Annotated in this window: 15 protein-coding genes; 1 reads left to right on the top strand and 14 read right to left on the bottom strand. The window is 72.4% G+C overall.

Going from position 1 to position 19,975, the window contains the following annotated elements; translation table 11 throughout:
* Positions 1-29 precede the first annotated feature (29 nt).
* The 14 genes from ABZ930_RS20845 to ABZ930_RS20780 form a co-directional block, all read right to left on the bottom strand.
* The gene (locus ABZ930_RS20845) at positions 30-998 is read right to left on the bottom strand and encodes a diiron oxygenase (RefSeq protein ID WP_361549758.1); all 969 of its coding nucleotides are present in this window, start codon (positions 996-998) and stop codon (positions 30-32) included.
* Positions 999-1,104: 106 nt separating this feature from the next.
* Positions 1,105-2,607 (bottom strand): NAD(P)/FAD-dependent oxidoreductase, encoded by a 1,503-nt coding sequence (locus tag ABZ930_RS20840; protein ID WP_361549756.1) that lies wholly within the window; start codon positions 2,605-2,607, stop codon positions 1,105-1,107.
* Between the two features lie 221 nt (positions 2,608-2,828).
* Positions 2,829-4,901 carry an iron ABC transporter permease gene (locus ABZ930_RS20835; RefSeq protein ID WP_361549754.1) on the bottom strand — a complete coding sequence of 691 codons (2,073 nt, stop codon included), beginning with the start codon at positions 4,899-4,901 and terminating at the stop codon, positions 2,829-2,831.
* A gap of 4 nt (positions 4,902-4,905) precedes the next feature.
* A complete protein-coding gene (locus ABZ930_RS20830) occupies positions 4,906-5,889 on the bottom strand; it encodes an iron-siderophore ABC transporter substrate-binding protein (RefSeq protein WP_361549752.1) in 984 nt (327 codons plus the stop codon).
* The gene (locus ABZ930_RS20825) at positions 5,886-6,674 is read right to left on the bottom strand and encodes an ABC transporter ATP-binding protein (protein WP_361549778.1); all 789 of its coding nucleotides are present in this window, start codon (positions 6,672-6,674) and stop codon (positions 5,886-5,888) included. Before ABZ930_RS20825 ends, ABZ930_RS20830 begins: the two co-directional genes overlap by 4 nt.
* 186 nt (positions 6,675-6,860) lie before the next feature.
* On the bottom strand, positions 6,861-9,989 hold the full coding sequence (locus tag ABZ930_RS20820) for a discoidin domain-containing protein (protein WP_361549750.1): 3,129 nt from the start codon (positions 9,987-9,989) through the stop codon (positions 6,861-6,863).
* 132 nt (positions 9,990-10,121) lie between these two features.
* Entirely contained in the window at positions 10,122-11,924 is a 1,803-nt protein-coding gene (locus ABZ930_RS20815; protein ID WP_361549748.1) for a sugar-binding domain-containing protein, read from the bottom strand.
* Positions 11,925-11,986: 62 nt separating this feature from the next.
* On the bottom strand, positions 11,987-12,595 hold the full coding sequence (locus ABZ930_RS20810) for a hypothetical protein (protein ID WP_361549747.1): 609 nt from the start codon (positions 12,593-12,595) through the stop codon (positions 11,987-11,989).
* Between the two features lie 6 nt (positions 12,596-12,601).
* The gene (locus tag ABZ930_RS20805; RefSeq protein ID WP_361549776.1) at positions 12,602-13,561 is read right to left on the bottom strand and encodes a carbohydrate ABC transporter permease; all 960 of its coding nucleotides are present in this window, start codon (positions 13,559-13,561) and stop codon (positions 12,602-12,604) included.
* Positions 13,468-14,433, bottom strand: coding sequence for a sugar ABC transporter permease (locus ABZ930_RS20800; protein WP_361549745.1), 966 nt, complete (start codon positions 14,431-14,433; stop codon positions 13,468-13,470). The genes ABZ930_RS20805 and ABZ930_RS20800 overlap by 94 nt, the downstream gene beginning before the upstream one ends.
* Complete coding sequence (locus ABZ930_RS20795) at positions 14,430-15,758, bottom strand: ABC transporter substrate-binding protein (RefSeq protein ID WP_361549743.1); 1,329 nt, start codon at positions 15,756-15,758, stop codon at positions 14,430-14,432. The genes ABZ930_RS20800 and ABZ930_RS20795 overlap by 4 nt, the downstream gene beginning before the upstream one ends.
* Before the next feature lie 77 nt (positions 15,759-15,835).
* Positions 15,836-16,564 (bottom strand): cupin domain-containing protein, encoded by a 729-nt coding sequence (locus tag ABZ930_RS20790; protein WP_361549741.1) that lies wholly within the window; start codon positions 16,562-16,564, stop codon positions 15,836-15,838.
* Complete coding sequence (locus tag ABZ930_RS20785) at positions 16,558-17,481, bottom strand: PmoA family protein (protein ID WP_361549739.1); 924 nt, start codon at positions 17,479-17,481, stop codon at positions 16,558-16,560. Before ABZ930_RS20785 ends, ABZ930_RS20790 begins: the two co-directional genes overlap by 7 nt.
* Positions 17,478-18,650: a Gfo/Idh/MocA family oxidoreductase gene (locus ABZ930_RS20780; protein WP_361549737.1), complete on the bottom strand. Its 1,173-nt coding sequence runs from the start codon at positions 18,648-18,650 to the stop codon at positions 17,478-17,480. Before ABZ930_RS20780 ends, ABZ930_RS20785 begins: the two co-directional genes overlap by 4 nt.
* A 224-nt stretch (positions 18,651-18,874) precedes the next feature.
* Here ABZ930_RS20780 and ABZ930_RS20775 point away from each other — a divergent pair, with 224 nt between their 5' ends.
* Positions 18,875-19,918 carry a LacI family DNA-binding transcriptional regulator gene (locus ABZ930_RS20775; protein ID WP_361549735.1) on the top strand — a complete coding sequence of 348 codons (1,044 nt, stop codon included), beginning with the start codon at positions 18,875-18,877 and terminating at the stop codon, positions 19,916-19,918.
* The last annotated feature ends 57 nt before the right edge of the window (positions 19,919-19,975 follow it).

Here is a 19,975-nt window from a genome sequence, read left to right as displayed (position 1 = left end):
GGAAAGGGCGGTGCGGAGCCTGCGGGCTCTCAGTCGGTGTGCAGGGCGGGCTCGCCGCGGAAGCGCGCCGGGCGGCCGGCGATGCGCAGCGCCCTCCACACCGGGCGGGACACCTTGTTCATCAGGCCGATGTCCTCGGCGAGCATGCGGACGTCGGAGAAGAGGTCGTGGAGCATCTTCTGCCCGGCCTCGGACTTCCAGAAGACGTCCTTGACCACCCAGGCCGGGATGCCGACCTGCGCGGCGGACTTCCGGTCGGGGATCATGATGACATCGCACAGGATCCGCATGATCAGCGGGAAGAGGACCGACAGGGCGCCGCGGCGGGTCTTGCCGAACCGCGGGACCCGCAGGCGCAGGAACTCGTGGGCGAAGGAGATGTGCCGGGCCTCTTCGGCGATGTGGATCTGCATGATCCGCTGCGGGAGGGGGTGGACCGGCTCCCCGCTGCGCAGCGCGCCCTTCTGCAGGTGGTCGATGGGCTCCTCGCCGGCCAGGATGCCGGTGAAGAACGCCTCCGGGTAGATCGAGCCGAACAGCGGCAGGACCCGGCTGACCTGACGGAACCAGCGCTTTCCGCCGGCGGTGTCCACGCCGGTGCGGTTGACCAGTTCCTGGAACATCTGGGTGTGGTGGGTCTCCTCGGTGATCTCGTGCGTGAGATACCGGAACTCCTGGTCCTGGTTGCCCAGTTGGTAGACGTAGTCCAGTGCTCCGCGCATCAGGAGGTTCTCGAACTGCATGCCCACCTTGGCGATCACGGCCCAGCGCCAGATGCCGATGCGGATCTGCGTCTCGAGCGACTGCTCCTGGTACCAGGGGTGGGCGCCGAGGGCGTCCGCGCTGGTGAGCACCCAGCGCGGGTCGTCGATGTCCACGGCGAACTCGGGATCGTCCCACTTGATGTCGATGAAGGCGTTGAAGTTGACGTTCACGGAGCCCTCGGACAGGGTCCGCAGGCGCTCGTCGTAGAGCTTCCTGGTCAGATTCGCAGTCATCTTCGTCCTCGGTTGTCTGCTCGGCCGCCGGAGGGGGGAGGCGGGTGCGCGGGCCGGTGCGGTGATGCGGTGGTACGGGGCTGGTGTGCTGCTGCGGGGCGGACGCTCAGGCGGCTTCGGCCGGCTCCTGGGCGTCGGCCGCGGCGCCCGCCTTGTCGAAGCGCAGGGGGCTGTCGTCGATGGGGGCGTCCTGGAGCAGGGCGCGGTCGCGGTAGTAGTTGTTCCACAGCCGCCACGGGTCGCGGGTGCCCTGGCGCGGCATGACCTCGTTGGCCCGGGCGATGTACCCGGAGGTCAGGGCCTCCCCCATGACGGAGAACTCGGAGCGGTCGCCGTCGGCGGCGACCGGGGTGGCGATGTCGTGCCCGTGGCGCCGCATGTGGGTGAGCAGGCGGGCGGTGTACGCGGCCGCCAGGTCGGCCTTCAGGGTCCAGGAGGCGTTGGTGTAGCCGATGACGAGGGACATGTTGGGGACGCCCTCGAGCAGCACGGCCTTGTAGAGCACGCGGTTCTTGACGTCCACCGGGCTGCCGTCGACGGTGAGGTCCATGCCGCCCATGAGGCGGACGCTCAGCCCTGTGGCGGTGACGACGATGTCGGCCTTCAGCTCCTCGCCGGACTTGAGGCGGATGCCGTCGGCGGTGAAGGTGTCGATGTGGTCGGTGGCGATGGAGGCCTTGCCGCTCTTGAGCGTCTTGAACAGGTCGCCGCCGGGGACGACGCACAGGCGCTGGTCCCAGGGCTTGTAGTCCGGGCTGAAGTGCCGCATGTCGACGTTCTTGCCGGCCTGGGCCCGCACCAGCCCGAGGAGCACCTTGCGGGCGAGGCGCGGGAACTTGCGGCAGAAGGCGTAACTCCCGCGCTGGAGCGCGATGTTGCGGGCGCGGACCGTCTTGTACGTGAGCCGGGCGGGGGCCCGCAGCTTCTGCAGGACGGAGGTGAGCGGGTCGACCTCGGGCAGGGCCAGGACGTACGTGGGCGAGCGCTGGAGCATGGTGACGTGCGCGGCGTCGTCGGCCATGGCGGGCAGCAGGGTGATGGCGGTGGCGCCGGACCCGATGACGACGACGCGCTTGCCGGTGTGGTCGAGGTCCTCGGGCCAGTGCTGCGGGTGGACCAGGGTGCCCCGGAAGTCCGCCTCGCCGGGGAACTGCGGGCGGTAGGGGGTGTCGTAGTCGTAGTAGCCGGTCGCCCCGACGAGGTAGCCCGCGCTGTACGACTCGCGCTCGCCGGTGCCCTCGTCCTCGACCTCCACGGTCCAGCGGCCGGTCGCGTGCGAGAAGTCGGCGGCGACGGCCCGGCGGCCGAAGCGGATGCGTTCCAGCACTCCGTCGTCGGCCGCGGCGTCCTCCACGTACTGGCGGATCTTGGCGCCGTCGGCGAGGATGCGTGCCTCGCGCCAGGGGCGGAAGCCGAATCCGAAGGTGGACATGTCGGAGTCGGAGCGGATGCCGGGGTACCGGAAGAGGTCCCAGGTACCGCCGACGCGGGCGCGGCGCTCCAGCACGACGAGGGAGGCGCCGGGATTGTCACGCAGGACGTGTCGGGCCGCACTGATGCCGGATATTCCGGCGCCGATGACCAGGACGTCGACGTGCTGCTGCTCCATCGCGGAGGTTCCTCACTCTCGCTCGCGGTGCCCCGGGAGAGGCAGGGGACGCGTGATTCCACTTCTGCGTGTGAACGGCAATTTACCTGCGACACCGTGTTTCAGATACCTTCGGTAACGTGACGTGGGTCACACAAGAGTGAGGACAAATCGTCAGGAAATTCTCAGCGGTCCAGGCCATCGACGGTGCGCAGGTCCCGGACGGAACCTGCGCACCGGGACTACTTCGCGCCGCGTCCCCGCGCCAGCAGGTACATGAAGTACGGCGTACCGATCACGGCCGTCATGAGACCCGCGCCCAGCTGGGCCGGGGCGATCACGGTGCGGCCCACCAGGTCCGCCGTGCAGACGAGGAGGGCGCCGAGGAGCAGGGCGACCGGGAGGACCCGGACGTGGCGGCGGCCGACCAGGGCGCGGGCCGCGTGCGGGGCGACCAGGCCGACGAAGCCGATGGTGCCGGCGGCGGCCACGGCTGTGGCGCTGAGCAGGACGGCAAGGACGAGGAAGCCGAGACGGGCGCGGCTGAGACCGAGGCCCAGCAGGCGCGGGGTGTCCTCGTCGAGGGAGACCAGGTCGAGTTCGGTGCGCCGGCCCACCGCGACGGCGATGCCCACGGCGAGGACGAGCGCGAGCGGCAGCGAGTCGGTGTAGGTGCGTCCGTACGTCGAACCGGAGAGCCAGGTCAGCGCCTTGGTGGCGTTGAACGGGTCGGTGAGGATGATGAGCAGGCTCGTCAGGGCCGCGGCCCCGGTCGCGACACCGAAGCCGACGAGGACGAGGCGGTTCTGCTGGAATCCGCCCCGCGCCGCGAGCCCGAAGACGACGCAGGCGCTGAACGCGGCGCCCGCGAAGGCGCCGCCCGCGACGGCCCAGGTGCCGGCCGTCGACACCGAGGTGACGACGACCACGGCGCCCAGCGCCGCGCCGTTCGTCACGCCGAGGACCCCTGGTTCGGCCAGGGGGTTGCGGGTGACGGCCTGCACGATGGTGCCGGCGAGCGCGAGGGCCGTCCCGGCGAGCAGCGCGGCGAGGACGCGGGGCACCCGGGTCTCCAGGACGAAGGAGACGGTCCGGCCGGCGTTGCCCTGGGCCCAGTTGACGACGTCGCCGAGCAGCAGCTTGCTGTCGCCGAGCAGGACGCCGGCGATGCTCACGCCGACCAGGGCGACGACCAGGGCGGCCGTGGTGGCGACGACGACGGTCCGGCTGCGCAGCCGCAGCCGGTCGGCGGGGGCCGAGCCGCCCGCGTCCCGTACCCGCGCGGCCAGGACGACGAGGAAGACCGCGCCGACGAGGCTGGTGACGACGCCGGTGGGCACGGCCACGGCGGTGTCCGCCGACACGAGGGCACGCAGCAGCACGTCGGAGCCGAGCACGAGGGCCGCGCCGACGAGTCCGGTGAACGGCAGCGCGGCCCGGAACCTGGTGAACGCGTGGAACCTGCGGGTGAGCAGGCGCACCAGCGCGGGTGCACACAGGCCGACGAAGCCGACGGGTCCCGCGAGGGTGACGGCGGCCGTGGAGAGCAGCGCGGACAGCACGACGGCGCCGATCCGGGTGGAGCGGACGGGGACGCCGACCCCGCGCGCCGCGTCGTCGCCGAGCGCGAGGGCGTCGACGCGGCGGGCGAGCAGCAGCAGTCCGACCAGACCGACGAGGCCGACGGGCGCCATCTGCACGACGCCGTCGAAGCCGTTCTGCGCGATGCTGCCCTGGTTCCAGGCGTACAGGCCCTCGGTCTGTTCGGGGAAGAGCAGGATCAGCGCCTGGGTGACGGCGCTCAGGCCGAGCGTGAGGGCGCTGCCCGCGAGGATGAGCCGGACGGTGCCGGCGCCCAGTCCCGACAGGCCGAGGACGACGGCGGCCGCCGCGAGGCCGCCGACGAACGCGATGCCGGACGACGCGAGCAGCGGCAGCGAGACGCCGGTGGCGGCGGCGACGCCGAGGGCGAGGTAGGACCCGGCGTTGACGGCCAGGGTGTCCGGGGAGGCGATGGCGTTGCGGCTGATGCGCTGGAGGGCGTCTCCGGCCGCGCCGAGGAGGGCGCCGACGAGCAGTCCGGCGCACATCCTCGGCAGCCGGGAGGCGACGACGACGGACGCGTCGCCGTCGCCGGCCCGGCCGGTGAGCGCCTTCCACACCTCGGGGGCGCCGACGGCGGCGGTGCCCTGGGTGATGTCGACGACCGCGAGGACGGCGAGGAGGACGAGCATTGCGGCCGTCACCGCGGCCGCGCCCGTACGGGATGCGGCCACCGTGGGACGGGTGGCGGGAGCGGTGGTGGTGACGGCCATGGCGTTACTTGGTCAGCGCCTCGACGACGGAGTCGACGTACCGGCTCATCGACGCGGTCCCGCCGAACATCCAGACTCCGTCGGGCAGCCGGTGCACGGCGTCCTTCTTGACGAAGGGCAGCGAGGTCCAGATCTTGTCCTTCGCCAGGACGCCGTCGAACGGGGTGGCGTTCTTGTCGTCGTCGTTGCCGATGTAGGCGAAGTGCACGTCGGCGGGGAGCTTGGTGAGGCCTTCGACGTCGGTGGAGCCGAGGCCGTAGCTCTTGTCGCCCTTGACGGTCCAGGCGTTCTTCAGGCCGAGCTTCTCGTTGACGCCGCCGATCAGCGAACCGCTGGTGTAGGGGCGCACGGAGACCTGGTTGGAGGCGACGTAGCCGTCGGCGAAGGCGAAGTCGGCGCCGGACAGACCGGCGTCGGCGAGCTTCTTCTTGCCGTCGGCGAGCTTCGCCTCGAAGTCCTTCTTCAGCTCGGTGGACTTCGTGGTGGTGCCGGTGGCCTCGGCGATCAGGTCGAGGTTCTCCGTCATCTGCCCGATCGGGTCGGAGGCGTCGGCGGAGTTGACGGTGAGCACCGGGGCGATCTTGCGCAGCTGCTTGACGGCGGCCGCGGGCAGGTCGGTCGTGGCGACGACGAGATCGGGCTTGATGGCGGCGACGGTGTCCATGCTGGGCTCGCCGCGGGTGCCGATGTCCTTGGCGTCGTTGGTGAGCGGCGCGGCCTTGTCCCACGTCTTGTAGCCCTTGACGTCGGCGACGCCGGCCGGGTCGACGCCGAGGGATATCAGGCTCTCGACGACGTTCCACTCGGTGCCGACGACCGTCTTCGCGGGGCCGTCGAGCTTCACCTTGGCGCCCGAGGCGTCGGTCAGGGTGATGGGCTCGGCGCTCTGCTTCGCGTCGGCGTCGGCGGCGGGCTCGGTGGTGCCGCAGGCGGCCAGGGTGAGGGCCGCGACGGTGGCGGCGGCCGCGGCGATCAGGGGTCGTCTCATGAGGTGGTGCGCACCCTTTCGGTTCGTTCGTGGTGACGGCCGATGGCGCGGGTGCGCAGCCGGCCGGTGAGGGGGTCGGTGTCGACCTCGATGCGGATGCCGTACGTGGTGGTGAGCCGGTCGCCGGTGAGGACGTCCTCGGGGGCGCCGGACGCGACGATCCGGCCCGCGTCGAGCAGCAGGATCCGGTCGGCCACGGCTGCGGCCTGGTCGAGGTCGTGCAGGACGGCGCCGACGGCGATGCCGTGACGGTCCGCCAGGTCCCGCATGAGATCGAGGAGTTCGACCTGGTAGCGCAGGTCGAGATAGGTCGTGGGTTCGTCCAGCAGAAGGACGCCGGTCTCCTGGGCGAGGCAGCCGGCGAGCCAGACGCGCTGGAGCTGGCCGCCGGAGAGGTGTTCGGCCCCGCGGTCGGCGAGTTCGGCGGCGCCGGTCAGCGCGAGGGCGCGGTCGACCGCCTCCCGGCCGCCGGGGTCCGCTTTGCCCCACCTTCCGCGGTAGGGGTAGCGGCCGAACTCGACGACGTCACGGACCGTCAGACCGCCGGGCGTGGGCCGCCCCTGGGTGAGCAGGGCGACGTGGCGGGAGAAGTCGCGGGGGCTCAGCGCGAGGCCGTCGGTCTCGCCGTCGAGCACGAGCGTCGCCGCCCGGGGACGCTGCAGCCGCGCGAGGGTGCGCAGCAGCGTCGACTTGCCGCTGCCGTTCGGCCCCACCAGGACCGTCACCTCGCCGGGCCGCAAGGTCATGGCGGCGCCGTGGACGACGTCGACGCCCTCGTAGGCCACGGTGACGTCGGTTGCCGACAGTTCGTGGCCATGGCGGCGCGGGGCCGCGCCGGTGGTCTCTTCAGCTCCATGCACGCGGCAAAGGTTAGCCTAACCTAAACACTGCGACTGTCCGGGGGCGGAAAGACGTCTCCCCAGGCCACAGCGGGGGCGCCGCGAACGGCGCCCCCGCTGTGCGTCAGGACCTCACCTCACCGAGAGGCGGACCAGCCGGATCCGCGCGGACGGCTCCCCCTCCACCTGGAAGGCGACATAGCGCGCGGAGCCCGTGGCCGACAGCCGTCGCACGGGGCCGCGTCCGGAGATCCGGCCCGCGTCCCGGTACTCGATGCCGTCGTCGCTGAACTGCACGCGGCCGGCCGGTGCGCCGCCGCCCGTCCACTGCGCCTCCACGGTGCCGATCCGCAGGACGGCTCCGAGGTCCACGACCAGCCGGCCGTCGCGCCCGGGCCGCCAGGACGTGCCGGCGTCGCCGTCGACCACCGCGGACGGGTCCGACATCCCCTCGGGCAACGGACTGTTGGGGAAGACCTGGCGCCCCAGGGCCCGGTCCTGGTGCGGGTAGGCGGCGGCCCCGCGCAGGTCGACGGCCGTCTCCCGGCGGGCGTGGACCGTGACGGTGGTGCTGTGCCCCTGTCCTTCGATCCGTACGCGGGTGTCGGCGCCGGACAGGCGCAGCCGGGCCCCGTTGTCCACCTCGACGCGCAGCCCCGACGCAAGCGCGCCGCCCCGGTCCGGGGTGAGGGTGAAGCGGGGCGGGAGCAGCCGAGCGTCGGCCGCGTCGAGGCGGGCCTCGAAGCGCGTGCCGTCGCCGGTCACCGTCTGCGCGCCCTCGAAGACCGCGACGCGGCGCCGGGACTGCGGGACGGCGACCGAGGTCGTGACGGGGTCGGCGGAGAGATTGAAGAGGCTGAGGTGCCCGTCGGTCAGGGCCGCGCGCACGGCCTCGTGCTCCGCCGTCGGCCCGGTCTCGCGGGCGAACGCCCGCAGCTGTGTCGCGGACTTCTCGGCGAAACCCTCGACGACGAGCGGCGCCGCGGGGCCGTCGGCCAGCACGATCGTGTCGCCGTAGACCGACAGCGGCCGGTCCGTGCCGCGCACGACGAGTCCGGCCCGGCCGTCCACGTCCAGCCAGCGGCCCCGGCTGCTCGCGTCGGGGGTCGGCCACGCGGCGAGGTCCTGCCACTCCGAGCCGTCGGCCGAGCCCTGGACGCGGTAGGCGCGGCCCGCGGCGGCCTCCCAGCGCAGGGTGACCTCGGCGACCTGCTGGGCCGAGCCGAGATCGACGGCCAACCAGCTGTCGGCGCGGGGCCGTTCGGCCTTCGACACCGCCCAGCGGGTCGCCGGGTCGCCGTCCACGGCCAGACCCGCCGCCTTGCCCGCGTCGGCGGAGGAGGCCGTCGCCGTCCCGCCCCGGGCCAGATCCGCGGTGTCGGCACCGGCGCGGGCCTCGAAGGCGTACAGGGAGTATCCGTACGACGGGTCGGGGCGGACGCCCAGCATCCGCAGGTGGCGGACGGTGGCCTTCGGGAACGTCAGCCGGTCGACCCGGCCGTCGGCGCTCGCCGCCGGGGACGCGTCCGCCGCGGCGACCGAGACCTTCCCCTCCTCGAAGCGGTAGGTGCGGTCGCCGTCGAGGCCCGCGATGCCGGGCAGGGTGAGGTTGTGGAGCTCCAAGTGGCCCTCCCCCGCCGCCGTTCCGCTGCTCGCGTAGACGACCGAGCCGGTGGGCAGGGTGGTGAACCCGGCGTGCCCGCCGTCCAGTCGGAGCACGGTCGCGCTGCCGTCGAAGCCGTCGCGCACCTTCTCGTACACGCGTACCGCGCGTCCGCCGACCTTGCCGGTGGTGGCGGGCAGGAACATGGGAGTGGAGCCGCTGATCCTGAACAGCCAGTCGTCGTGGGCCGGCTGCCAGGCGAACTTCACGAAGCCCGCCTTGGAGACGGCGCCCGCCCAGGCCGCGGGCGACTGGTGGGAGACGAGTCCGGGGCCGCTGCCGAAGTCGGTCACGCCCGCGACGTGCGCGAACAGTTCCGCGCGCGAGAAGGGGGTCACCGTGCGCTTCTCGCCCGCCGCCCACACGTGCAGCAGATAGCTGATGGCGATCTCGGCGCGCGCCTCGGGCTCGTACTTGGGCTCGCCGGAGAACTTCGCCAGGCGGTACTCGGGCGGGTACTTCTGGTACGCCTCAAGGCGTTCCGCGAGCTCCTGCTCCGCGCGCGCCGCGGCACGGTCGCCGAGGACCTGCGACAGGAACGCCAGGGGGATCACGTCCCGGCCGTAGAGGTGCTCGCGGTCGTTGACCATCGGCATCAGCGGTTCGCCCGCGTCGCTCATGACGCCGAGCAGGGTCCGCCACAGGGCGGGGCCGCTGGGCTGGTGCGTGAGCACCTCGGGCAGCGGGCGGCCGGCGGTCAGGAAGTGGGCGGCGTTGCGGCCCGAGGTGCGCCACAGCTCTTCCTGGTAGTGGGGGCCGAAGGAGCCGTGGTTCTCGACGATGAACGTGTCGTAGAGGTTGCGGGCGGTGTTGCGCGCGACCGGTACCCCGTCGACCAGCGCGGGGTTGGCGAGGTCGGCGGGCGGCAGCCCCGTCTCGTTGCGGGACCAACGGCCGTACGTGTCCGACCAGTCGGCGGCGCGCGGATCGTCGGACGCCCAGGCCAGGGCGGGGGCGAGGGACTGGGCGTACACCCCCATCTCCTCCAGCTTGGTGTCGCCGACGTGGCCGCCGTCGAGTCCGTTGGGCGTCCAGGAGCCGGAGGCCGGGTCGTTGCCGGTGCCCAACTTCTGCGTGTAGGCGGCCTGTTCGCGGGTGATCTTGTCGACGTTCGCGCGGGTGTCGGCGTCGAGGTCGTCCCAGAGGAGCCGGGCGGCGAGGACGAAGTAGAGCTGGAAGGTGGTGTCGAAGAAGAGGGTGCGGCCCCATTCGGTGCCGCCGGTGAGCCGGTTCGAGGCGGCGAAGTGGCGCAGGGTGGCCAGGGTGCGGCGGGCGAGCTCGTCGCGGCCGATCCCGGCGAGGTCGGCGTCGTAGTCGCCGTGGGTGAGCAGCAGGGCGTTGCCGAGGACGACGGCGAACCCGAAGTCCTTCGCCGTGTAGTGGCCCTTGGCCTCGTCCCACTGGGTCTCCGACCACCGGGTGTGCTGGAGCAGGACCCGGTGGTACACGGCGGCGATGTCGTCCGGCGCGGCCGTGGTGCCGGTCGCCGCGTGAGCGCTCGCCGGGCCGAACGTGGCCGGCAGGACGGCAGCCGCGCCCGTGAGGCCGAGCAGTTGGAGAAGGCGCCTGCGGTCGATCGGGGTGTTCAGGGGCGGCACGGGTGGTCCTCTCACGCAAGACAACGTTGTCAGCAGGGGGCCGCCCCATGGTCGACGCCTGCCGGTACGTACGTCAACGCATGGGACGGAAGTGATTTCCGGGGATCCGGGGAGTCCGGACCGCGGTGGCGCTCAGCCGGACGCCAACCAGGCGCGGGTGAGGACGGCGCGCAGTTCGGCGACCGGGATCTTGGGCTCGCGCTCCGCGGTGAGCAGGCCGTTCGTCTCCTGGAGGGTGTCCGTGAACTGGGTGTAGCAGAAGCCGGCGAGGCCGGAGTCGACGGCGGCGGAGACGAGGCCGGTCAGCCGGTCGGCGAAGTCCTCGCCGGTGGCGACCGTGTCGTAGCCGAACCACTCCTCCCCCGCGGCCGGTTCGAAGGTGGCGCCGCCGAACTCGCTCAGCACGACGGGCTGTTGGTCGTGTTCGACGCCGTCGAGCGTGAGGCGTTTGGCGCCGGGCCACTGTTCGCGCAGCTCGCCTTGGCGCAGCGCCGCGTGTCCGTAGCGGCGGCGCAGGGTGGCGGCGTCCTGGGTGTAGTCGTGCACGCCCCAGATGTCGGCCCGGGAGATCTCCCAGCCGTCGTTGGAGACGGCGGGCCGGGAAGGGTCGAGCGCCTTGGTGAGGTGGTAGAGCGCGTCCATGAAGTGGCGCTGGGCCGGGACGTCGGCCGGGTTCGGCACGGACCAGGACTCGTTGACGGGGATCCAGGCCATGATCGAGGGATGGCCGAGGTCGCGGGTGACCGCTTCGGTCCACTCGCGGGTCACGCGCTCGACGGTCGCGGTCCCGAAGGCGTACGCGGACGGCATCTCCTCCCACAGCAGCAGACCGAGCCGGTCCGCCCAGTACAGGAAGCGCGGGTCCTCGATCTTCTGGTGGACGCGCAGGCCGTTGAGGCCGATCTCCTTGGCGATCTCGACGTCCCGGCGCAGCGCCTCGGCCGGGGCCGCCAGGTGGGTGTCGGGCCAGTAGCCCTGCTGCAGGGCGAACCGCAGGAAGTACGGCTTGTGATTCAGGAGGAACAGGCCGTCGTGCCGGCCGATGTCGCGCAGTCCGAGGTAGGAGGCGACCTGGTCGAGCGGCGCGCCCTCGGGCTCGGCGAGGGTCACCGTGGCGTCGACGAGGTGCGGGTGCTCGGGCGTCCAGAGCAGGTCGTCGAGGTCCTGCCCGTGACGCAGGGCGGGGACGGTGATCTCGAACACCGTCTCCTGCTGGTCGGTGCGGATCCGCTGCTCGGCGAGGATCCGCTCGCCGTGCGCGAGCCGTACCGTCACCGTGCGCGGGCCGTCCGGCCAGTGGTTGAGGCGGACCGTGCAGTGCACGCGCGCGTGGGCGACGTCGGGCGTCCACTGGACCCGGGTGAGGTGTTCGCCGGGCACCTCCTCGAGCCAGACCGGCTGCCAGATGCCGGTGGTGCGGTGGTACCAGATGACGTGCGGGTCGCGCCGCCAGTCCTGCTTGCCGCGCGGCTGCGTCGGGTCCAGGGGCTGGTCCTCGGCGCGCACCACGACGACGTGCGGGCCGTCGCCGTCGACGACGTCGGTGAGGTCGCAGGTGAAGCCGGTGTGCCCGCCCTCGTGGTGGCCGACGTGCCGGCCGTCGACCCAGACGTCGGCCCGGTGGTCGACGGCGCCGAAGTGCAGCAGCAGGCGGCGGCCCGCCGCGGGCCGGTTCAGGTCGACGGTGCGGCGGTACCAGACGACCGGGTGCGGGCCGGTGTCGTGGATGCCGGAGGCCCGGGACTCGGGCGGGTAGGGCACGGTGACGGTGGCGGCGAAGGGACCGGTGACGTCGGGGTCCATCCAGCGGTCCCGGCGGCCGAGGTCGGCGTCGTCGTGGGCGAACCCCCACGGTCCGCCCAGGTCGCGCCAGTCGGGGTCGCGGACGAGCTGCGGGCGCGGGTGACCGGCGACGTCGAGGTGGGTGTGGTGCATCGGGGAACTCCGGTGGGGTCGTGCGGCGGGCGGGCCCGGGAAGCGGTCGTCAGGAAGGTGCTTCAGCCGTCCGTGCCGGGGCCGCGCAGGTCGACGGCGGTCGCGGCGAAGGCCAGGGGGCCGGGCAGGAGCGGGAGCAGCAGCGGCGTGGACCACATCAGCAGCCCGGCGAGGACCACCGCGGCGAGCAGCAGGGCACTCCCCCGGGCGTCGTCGAGGGTGCGCAACAGGCCTGTACGCAGAGAGAGTTGGCTACTCTCGGGCAGGGCGGTGGAGCGCAGGGCGACGACCGCGCCGCCGAGGGTGAGCAGGACGAGCGCGGGGGCCACGACGGCGGCTCCGGGCAGGTCGCTGCGGAGCAGGGCCGCGTCGACGAGGACCACCACGGCCACGAGCGGCAGCAGCAGCCCGGCGGCGAGGGAGCGCACGGTCGTACGGGCGCGCAGCCGGCGGACGAACCCGCCGAGGTCGGCCGGGGCCCCGCTCTCGGCGGCCTGCCGCAGCGTGCCCGAGGCGGCGGCGAACGCGGCCGGGGCGGTGACGACCGGCAGACAGGCGAGGGTGGTGAGCAGCCCCATCAGGAGCATGTCGGCGAACATCGTGAACCCGGCGCCGAAGACCTCGCCGGGCTCCCGGTGCTGTCGCGGCGGTGCGGTGACCGTCTTTGCCATGCCGGTTCAGCCCTTCAGTCCGGAGGTCGCCATGCCCTGCACCAGATAGCGCTGGAAGACGAAGAAGAAGAGCACGATGGGCAGCACCGAGATCACCGACATGGCGAACATGGGCCCGTACGCGGAGGTGCTCGACTGGTCGACGAAGCTGCGCAGCGCCAGGGTGATGGTGAACTTCTCCGGCGCGAACAGATAGATCATCTGCGTGAAGAAGTCGTTCCACGTCCAGATGAAGGTGAAGATGGCCGTGGTGATCAGGGCCGGGCGGCTCAGCGGCAGGGTGATGGCCCAGTAGGTGCGGAACGGGCCGCAGCCGTCGATGCGGGCCGACTCCTCCAGTTCGCGGGGCAGTCCGCGCATGAACTGCACGATGAGGAAGACGAAGAACGCCTCGGTGGCGAGGAACTTCGGCAGGATCAGCGGCCAGTAGGTGTCCACCAGACCGAGCCGGTTGAAGATGATGTACTGCGGGATCAGCACGACGTGGTGGGGCAGCATCAGCGTCGCGACCATGAAGCCGAACATCGGCCCGCGCATCCGGAACCGCAGCCGGGCGAACGCGTAGGCGGCCAGCGAGCAGGACAGGACGTTGCCGATGACGGCGCCGACGGCGATCGTCAGGGAGTTGCCGAGCAGCCGGGTCACGCTGACGCCGGACACCCCGTCCAGGGCGGTGGTGTAGTTGGACCACTCCAGGTGGCTGGGCCACAGGTCGAGGCTGGTCACCACCTCGTCGGCGGGCTTCAGGGACGTCGCGAGCAGCCAGGCCAGTGGGTAGAGGATGACCAGCAGGGACACGAGGGCGATCACGTGCGGCAGCCAGCGCCTGGCTCCCGGGTTCCTGGCCGTGCCGTTCTTGGCCGCGATGACACTCATCGCCCCTCCTCGTCCGCGTAGAAGACCCAGGACCGGGAGGTCCGGAACAGGATCAGGGTGACGACGCCGATGGCGATCAGCAGGAGCCAGGCCATCGCCGCCGCGTAGCCCATGTGGGAGGCGGTGAAGCCGCGCTCGTACAGGTACAGGGTGTAGAAGTTCGTGGAGTCGGCGGGCCGGCCGGTGCCGTTGCTGACCACGAAGGCCGGGGTGAACACCTGGAAGGACTGGATCATCTCCAGGACCAGGTTGAAGAAGACGACCGGGGACAGCATCGGCACGGTGACGGAGACGAACTGCCGCCAGCGGCCCGCGCCGTCGAGGGCGGCGGCCTCGTAGAGGTCGGGCGATATCTGCTGCAGGCCCGCGAGGAAGATCACCATCGGGGCGCCGAACTGCCAGGCCGTCAGGCCGACCACGACGTACATGGCGAGGTCGGGGTTGCCGACCCAGCCACCGGTGTGGATGCCGATGTCGTCGAGCAGGTTCGGGATCGTGCCGCCGTCGTTGTAGAGCGCGCGCCACACCAGGGCGATCGACATGCTCGCGCCGAGCAGTGAGGGCGCGTAGAAGGCGGAGCGGTAGAAGGCGCGGCCCCGGCCGAGGTTCTTCAGGAGCATCGCCGCGCCGAGCGCGAGGCCCAGCTTGAGCGGGACGGCGATCACGACGTACAGGAGGGTGGTGCCGACCGAGCGCCAGTAGCGGGGGTCCTCGGTGAGCATCTCGGTGTAGTTGCGCAGGCCCACCCAGTGCGGCGGGTCGAAGAGGTTGTAGTCCGTGAAGGACAGGTAGAGCGAGACCGCCATCGGCACCAGGGTCAGCACCACGGCGCCGATCATCCACGGCGACAGGAACACGTAGGCGGGCCACTGCTGTTCGCGGCGGCGCCGCCGGGCGCTCTTCGGGCGGGGTGCCCCGGGTCGGTCGGTGCGCTGGGGCACCTCGGTCGACATCGTTGTCATGACCTCAGCTCCCGGTTCGCCTCGGCGATGAACTCACGGGCCGCCGCACGCGGCGAGGCCCGGTCGTACATCACGCGCTGGTAGTTGCGGTTGAAGGCGTTCTGGATCGCGACGTCTCCGCGGGGTGGAGCGGCGGGCGGCGCGTCGACCCCGTACTTCTCCATCGCCTGTCCGTATCGGTAGATGTCCAGCTCCGGGCCCTTGAGGGTCTTGGCCACGCGGGCGGCGATCGTGCGGTTGGGCGGGGTGGAGCGGGTGAAGCCGAGGATGTCGCCCGCCCGCTTGTCGTTGAGGAGGAAGTCGACCAGCTCGGTGGCCTCCTTCGGGTGGGCGGTGTGCGCGCCGACGCCGAGCAGCATCGACGGTTTGAAGTAGGTGCCGGCCCGGCCGTCGGTGGTCGGCACCGGCGCGAACCGCACCTGGTCGCCGAGGAGCGCCGGATAGCCGGGGAAGGTGGCGTCCCAGGTGTAGTCGGCGGCGGCGAGACCGCGTCCGATGGGCGTCCACTCGGTGCTGTCGGCCTGCACGGTGTCCTCGGCCTCGGCGACGGCACCGTGCTTGCGCTGGTCGTTGAAGTACGTCCAGAACGCGGTGAGGTCGTCCTCGGTGAAGCCGAGCCGGGTCTGGCTCGCGTAGAGCTTGCCGCCCCGGCTGCGCAGCCAGTCCTCGAAGACGTCCTCGTTCGTGCCGCCGTCGTTGGATCCGGCGACGTGCCGTCCGTCCGGGGACTTCAGGCCGAGCGCGGCGATCCTCTTGTTGGCATCGGCGAAGTCGTCCCAGGTCCAGTCGGCTTCGGGCGTGGGCACACCCGCCTTCTCGTACACCTTGGAGTCGTAGGCGTAGCCGGTGATGCCGCGGCCCATCGGGATGGCGTACTGGGTGCCGTCGAAGACACCGGTGCGCACCAGTTCCTTGTCCATCGCGGACGTGCGGATCGTGCCGTCGCCGACCGCCTTGTCGAGCGGGAGCAGGGCGTCGCCGCCCGCGTACTGGGAGATCTGCCGGTAGTCGAGCTGCGCGACGTCGGGGATGCCGCCGCCGGCGGCCTGGGTGGCGAGCTTCTGCATGTAGGCGCCGAAGTCACCGGAGGACGTGCGCACGGTGACGCCGGGGTGCTCCTTCTCGAAGAGCCGGACGGCCTTGACGGTGCGGGCGGCCCGGTCGTCGTTGCCCCACCAGGTGAAGGTGAGCGTGACGCCGTGCGACGTCCCGCCGCTCGCGCCGGAGCAGGCGGAGAGGGTGCCGGTCAAGGCGGTGCTGAGTGCGACGGCGGCCGTGGCGAGGACGGCCCTGCGCGGCAGGCGGCGGCTCGGGGGCTCGGGCATGGAGGCCCTCCTGGTGGGTGGGGGTAGGGGGAGAGCGGGTGCGGGCCGTGCTGTGGCCCGCACCTCGCGGGCGTGCTTCAGATGCCGGGGTAGACGTCGAGCCGGCCGCACATGCCGAACCGGCCGCGTGCGGTCGGCCCGGTGGCCGTGACGGAGGCGTGCGCCAGGTGGTCGGTGCGCCCTTCGCGCAGCGCCGCCAGCTGGGATCCGGTCGCCGACGCGGCGGCCTGCGCGCCCTCGCGCCAGCGCTGCTCGAAGGCGTCGAGGCGGGGGCGGACCAGTGCGGCGGCGGCCCGCTGGAACGCCTCCAGGGGCGCGAGATCGCCCTGTTCGGCGGCGGCGCGCAGCTCCAGGAAGCGGCGGGTCGCCAGGTCCCGGCGGGCCCGCGCGACCTCCACCTGTTCGGCCTCGGGGACGTCGCCCGGGATGCGGACGGCGTCCGCGTAGGTGTCGGGGTCGCTGAGGAGGTCCTGCGGGAGGGTGAGCACGGCGTCGCCCGCCTCGGGCAGGCCGCTGTTCTGCATCACGACCGCGATCTCCAGCTCCCCGTCGTTGACGAGGCGGTGGATCGTGCCGGGCGTGAACCAGGCGACGGTGCCCGCCTCCAGGGGTGTCTCCTCGTACCCGGACAGGGTCAGGGTCTGCACCCGGCCGCGCCCGCCGACGACCACGTATCCCTCGCTGCACGCGAGGTGGAGGTGCGGGGTGCCGCCGCCGGGCAGGCCCTCGACGGTGGGCCAGTCGTACACGCGCAGCCGGGAGACGCCGACCGCCGCGGGGAAGCCGTCGTGGGCCGCGCTCACCACGCGGTCCCCTCGACCTGCGCGGCGACCCGCTCGCGGTCCCAGGCGCCGTCGGCGACGGTGACCCGGTAGGAGCGGGTGAGCGTGTCGCCGGGTGCGAGGACCAGCTCGTCATGGAACGCCCAGGACGGAGCGACGGCGGCGAACGGGTCGCTGCGCACGAACCAGTGCGCCGGGTGCGTCCCCTTCTCCCCCGCGTGGTCGTTGGCCGCCGCGTGCTCGAAGACCAGCGTGGCGTGCCCGTCGCGGCCGTCGTGCTCACCGACGTACGCGAGCCAGGGCGCCTGCGTGCCCATCGGGTCGCCGCCGTCCGCCTCGGCGGTGAAGACCCGCCCGTCGCGGAAGGCCCGCGGACCGCGCCAGAACAGACCGGTGTACCCGGCGGCGGGGCGGCCGTGGGTGGTGGGGCTGCCGAAGCGCAGCGGTTCGGTACGGCGGTTGGTGACGGCGGAGGTCCAGGTCAGCGACCAGCAGCCGGTGTCGGCGTCGAGGTGGGAGACCTCCAGGCGGCGCTCCTCGTCGGCCCACAGCTCTCCGTCGTACGGGTGCCAGGTGAGGCGTTCGGCGATCACGGCGCGGTCGCCGTCGGCGGAGACCTCGTCGAAGCCGGTGTGCGCCATCGAGCCGATCTTCTCGTGCAGCGGGAGGTATCCCTCTCCGTGGACGTAGGTGTTGCCGCCCCACAGGTTCTGGCCCGAGAGGTGGGAGGCGGTGAGCTGCAGGCCCTTGTGCCAGCGGTGGTCGTTGGGCCGGTAGTCGGTGACCAGGGCGCCGGACAGGGTGCGGATCGGGTGGAGGTAGGGCTTGGGGGCCTCCCACGCGGCTTCCGGTCGGTACACGTAGGCGAACAGCTCGGTGCCGGTGGGCTCGTGGACCACGGTGATGCGGTCGCCGTGGGCGTGCGTGAGTGCGAGCGTCATGCCTGGGCCTCTTCCGTGGGGGCGTCGTCCGTGCGGGCTTCTTGTGTGGTGTCGGGCGCCCAGCCGGGGGCGTCGCCGTGCAGCGCGGTGTAGAAGGGGTCGCCGGGGCCGATGTCCCCTGCGCGGACCGTGGCGTCGGTGAACGCGGACTTGTACAGGGCGGTGATGAACTCGAGCGTGCGGCGGCCGCCCTCGCCGCTGGTCGGGTGGCGCCGGCCGGCCTTGATGTCGGCCACCAGGGCCCGGAGCTGGGCCAGGTGCGAGCTGGGCTCGTCGGTGCCGAAGTCCCGCCAGGCGCCGGCCTCCTCGGCGCTGACGCCGGGGGCGGGGGTGATGCGCCAGTCGGCGTTGCCGTAGCCGTACAGGTGGGTGAGTTCGATGGTCGCGCGCTCGCAGTCGATGCGGATGCGGCTGACCTCGTCCGGGCTGAGCACGCTGTTGACGACCGTGGCGACGGCGCCGTCGGCGAAGCGGACCTGGGCGGTGGAGACGTCCTCGGTCTCCACGTCGTGGACGAGCCGCGCCGCCATGCCGCGCACCTCGGACCAGGGGCCCATCAGGTCGAGCAGCAGGTCGGTCTGGTGGATGCCGTGTCCCATGGCGGGGCCGCCGCCCTCGGTGGCCCACCGGCCGCGCCAGGGCACCGCGTAGTAGGCGGTGTCCCGGTACCAGGTGGTCTGGCAGTGCGCCACGAGCGGCCGCCCGAAGGCGCCTTCGCGCAACAGCCTGCGCACATGCCCGGCGCCTGAGCCGAAGCGGTGCTGGAAGACGATCGAGGCGTACGGCGCGCTGTCGGCACCGTCCTCGACCGCCTCGACGGCGTCGTAGTCGGCCAGCGAGGGGCACGGCGGCTTCTCGCACCACACCCACGCGCCGGCCTTCAGCGCGGCCACGGACTGCTCCCGGTGCACGGCCGGCGGGGTGCACAGCACCACCAGGTCCGGGCGGACCTCGGCGAGCATCGCGTCGAGGTCCGTCGACGCGTACGGGATCGCGAACTCCTCGGCCAGGGAACGCACCGCCGCGTCGTCGACGTCGACGGCGGCCACGATCTCCGTCCCGCCCTCCTCGGCGAGCGTGCGCAGCGCGGGCAGGTGGCTGCCGCGGGCGATCCCGCCGGCGCCGACCACGGCCGTGCGCAGCGGAGTCTTCGGACCTTGCGGGGACATGACGGACCCTCTCGTCGGACAGGCGGATGGATCGACCTCGATGGACGGCACCGGCGAGCGACCTCGACAGCAAGCGCTTGCCATGAATGCGTTCCAACGTTGTAACCGCCATGTCTCCGCAGGGTCAACCCTCCGGACGCAAACAACTTCAACTCATCGCCCGCCCCGTCCAACACCCCTCTGAGCATGCATAATCGGGAAAACTCCAGGAAGGGGACGGGTTTGTGCGAGCAGTGACACTCAAGGACGTGGCGGAACTCGCGGGGGTTTCCATCAAGACGGCTTCCAACGTTGTACGCGAGGCGCCCAAGGTGGCTCCGGCGACCCGGGAGCGGGTGCTGCGGGCCGTCCGCGACCTGGGGTACCGGCCCAACCCGTCGGCCCGGCGGCTGCGCACGGGACGCAGTGGGCTGATCGCGCTGGCCGTGCCCCAGCTGACGACGCCCTACTTCGCCGAACTCGCCCACCACGTACGCACCGAGGCGACGGCGCTCGGCCTGACGGTCCTCATCGAGGAGACCCTCGGGGACCCGGCGGAGGAGCTGCGGCTCGCCACGGGAGTGAGCGCGTCCTTGCTCGACGGCGTGATCCTGTCACCGCTGCACGTCTCGGCGACCGAACTGGCCCCGGTGGCCAGCGAGGTGCCCCTGGTCCTGCTCGGCGAGCGCAGTTACGAGGACGAGCGCGTCGGCGCGGACCACGTCCTCATCGACAACGCGGGCGCGGCCCGGGACGCGACGGCCCATCTGACCGGTCTGGGCCGGACCCGGATCGCGGTGATCGGCGCGGACCGCAAGGGGTCGGCGACGAGCCGCCAGCGCCTGGCGGGGTATCAGACGGCGCTGCACGAGTCCGGCCTACCCTTCGACCCCCGGCTGGCGCCCACCATCGGAGAGTTCGACCGGCCCAACGGGCTCGCCGCGATGCGCACCCTGCTCGCGCTGCCGCCCGCCGTCCGCCCCGATGCCGTCTTCTGCTTCAGCGACACCCTCGCCATCGGCGCCCAACGCGCGGTGTTCGAGGCCGGGTTGAGGGTTCCCGAGGACATCGCGCTGGCCGGCGTCGACGGATCGCAGGAGGGCGCGTACTGCACGCCGTCGCTGACGTCCGTCGTCCCCGACAAGGCGGCGATCGCCTCCTTGGCCGTGCGGTGCCTGGCCGCCCGGATCAGGGCCGAGGACCCGCTCCCGTTCGAGGTCCACACGGCTCCGCACGCGCTCGAGGCCCGAGAATCGACGCTGGGCGGCCGCACGGAGGTGACGCCCTAGCTCCCGCCGCCTCTTGCGGAACCTCCCCCTCCCTTTTTCGTCCGCTTGACGACAAGC

Source organism: Streptomyces sp. NPDC046716 (assembly GCF_040645755.1).
In the GTDB taxonomy this organism is placed as follows: domain Bacteria; phylum Actinomycetota; class Actinomycetes; order Streptomycetales; family Streptomycetaceae; genus Streptomyces.
Note: the sequence above shows the minus strand (reverse complement) of the source record. Positions and strands in the feature narration are given on the sequence as shown.

What these genes read in the sequence shown, in the direction of transcription:
- ABZ930_RS20815 (WP_361549748.1), bottom strand. Translation starts at nt 11,924, where the DNA reads ATGCACCACACCCACCTCGACGTCGCCGGTCACCCGCGCCCGCAGCTC.
- ABZ930_RS20785 (WP_361549739.1), bottom strand. Translation starts at nt 17,481, where the DNA reads ATGACGCTCGCACTCACGCACGCCCACGGCGACCGCATCACCGTGGTC.
- ABZ930_RS20810 (WP_361549747.1), bottom strand. Translation starts at nt 12,595, where the DNA reads ATGGCAAAGACGGTCACCGCACCGCCGCGACAGCACCGGGAGCCCGGC.
- ABZ930_RS20795 (WP_361549743.1), bottom strand. Translation starts at nt 15,758, where the DNA reads ATGCCCGAGCCCCCGAGCCGCCGCCTGCCGCGCAGGGCCGTCCTCGCC.
- ABZ930_RS20845 (WP_361549758.1), bottom strand. Translation starts at nt 998, where the DNA reads ATGACTGCGAATCTGACCAGGAAGCTCTACGACGAGCGCCTGCGGACC.
- ABZ930_RS20835 (WP_361549754.1), bottom strand. Translation starts at nt 4,901, where the DNA reads ATGGCCGTCACCACCACCGCTCCCGCCACCCGTCCCACGGTGGCCGCA.
- ABZ930_RS20830 (WP_361549752.1), bottom strand. Translation starts at nt 5,889, where the DNA reads ATGAGACGACCCCTGATCGCCGCGGCCGCCGCCACCGTCGCGGCCCTC.
- ABZ930_RS20840 (WP_361549756.1), bottom strand. Translation starts at nt 2,607, where the DNA reads ATGGAGCAGCAGCACGTCGACGTCCTGGTCATCGGCGCCGGAATATCC.
- ABZ930_RS20780 (WP_361549737.1), bottom strand. Translation starts at nt 18,650, where the DNA reads ATGTCCCCGCAAGGTCCGAAGACTCCGCTGCGCACGGCCGTGGTCGGC.
- ABZ930_RS20800 (WP_361549745.1), bottom strand. Translation starts at nt 14,433, where the DNA reads ATGACAACGATGTCGACCGAGGTGCCCCAGCGCACCGACCGACCCGGG.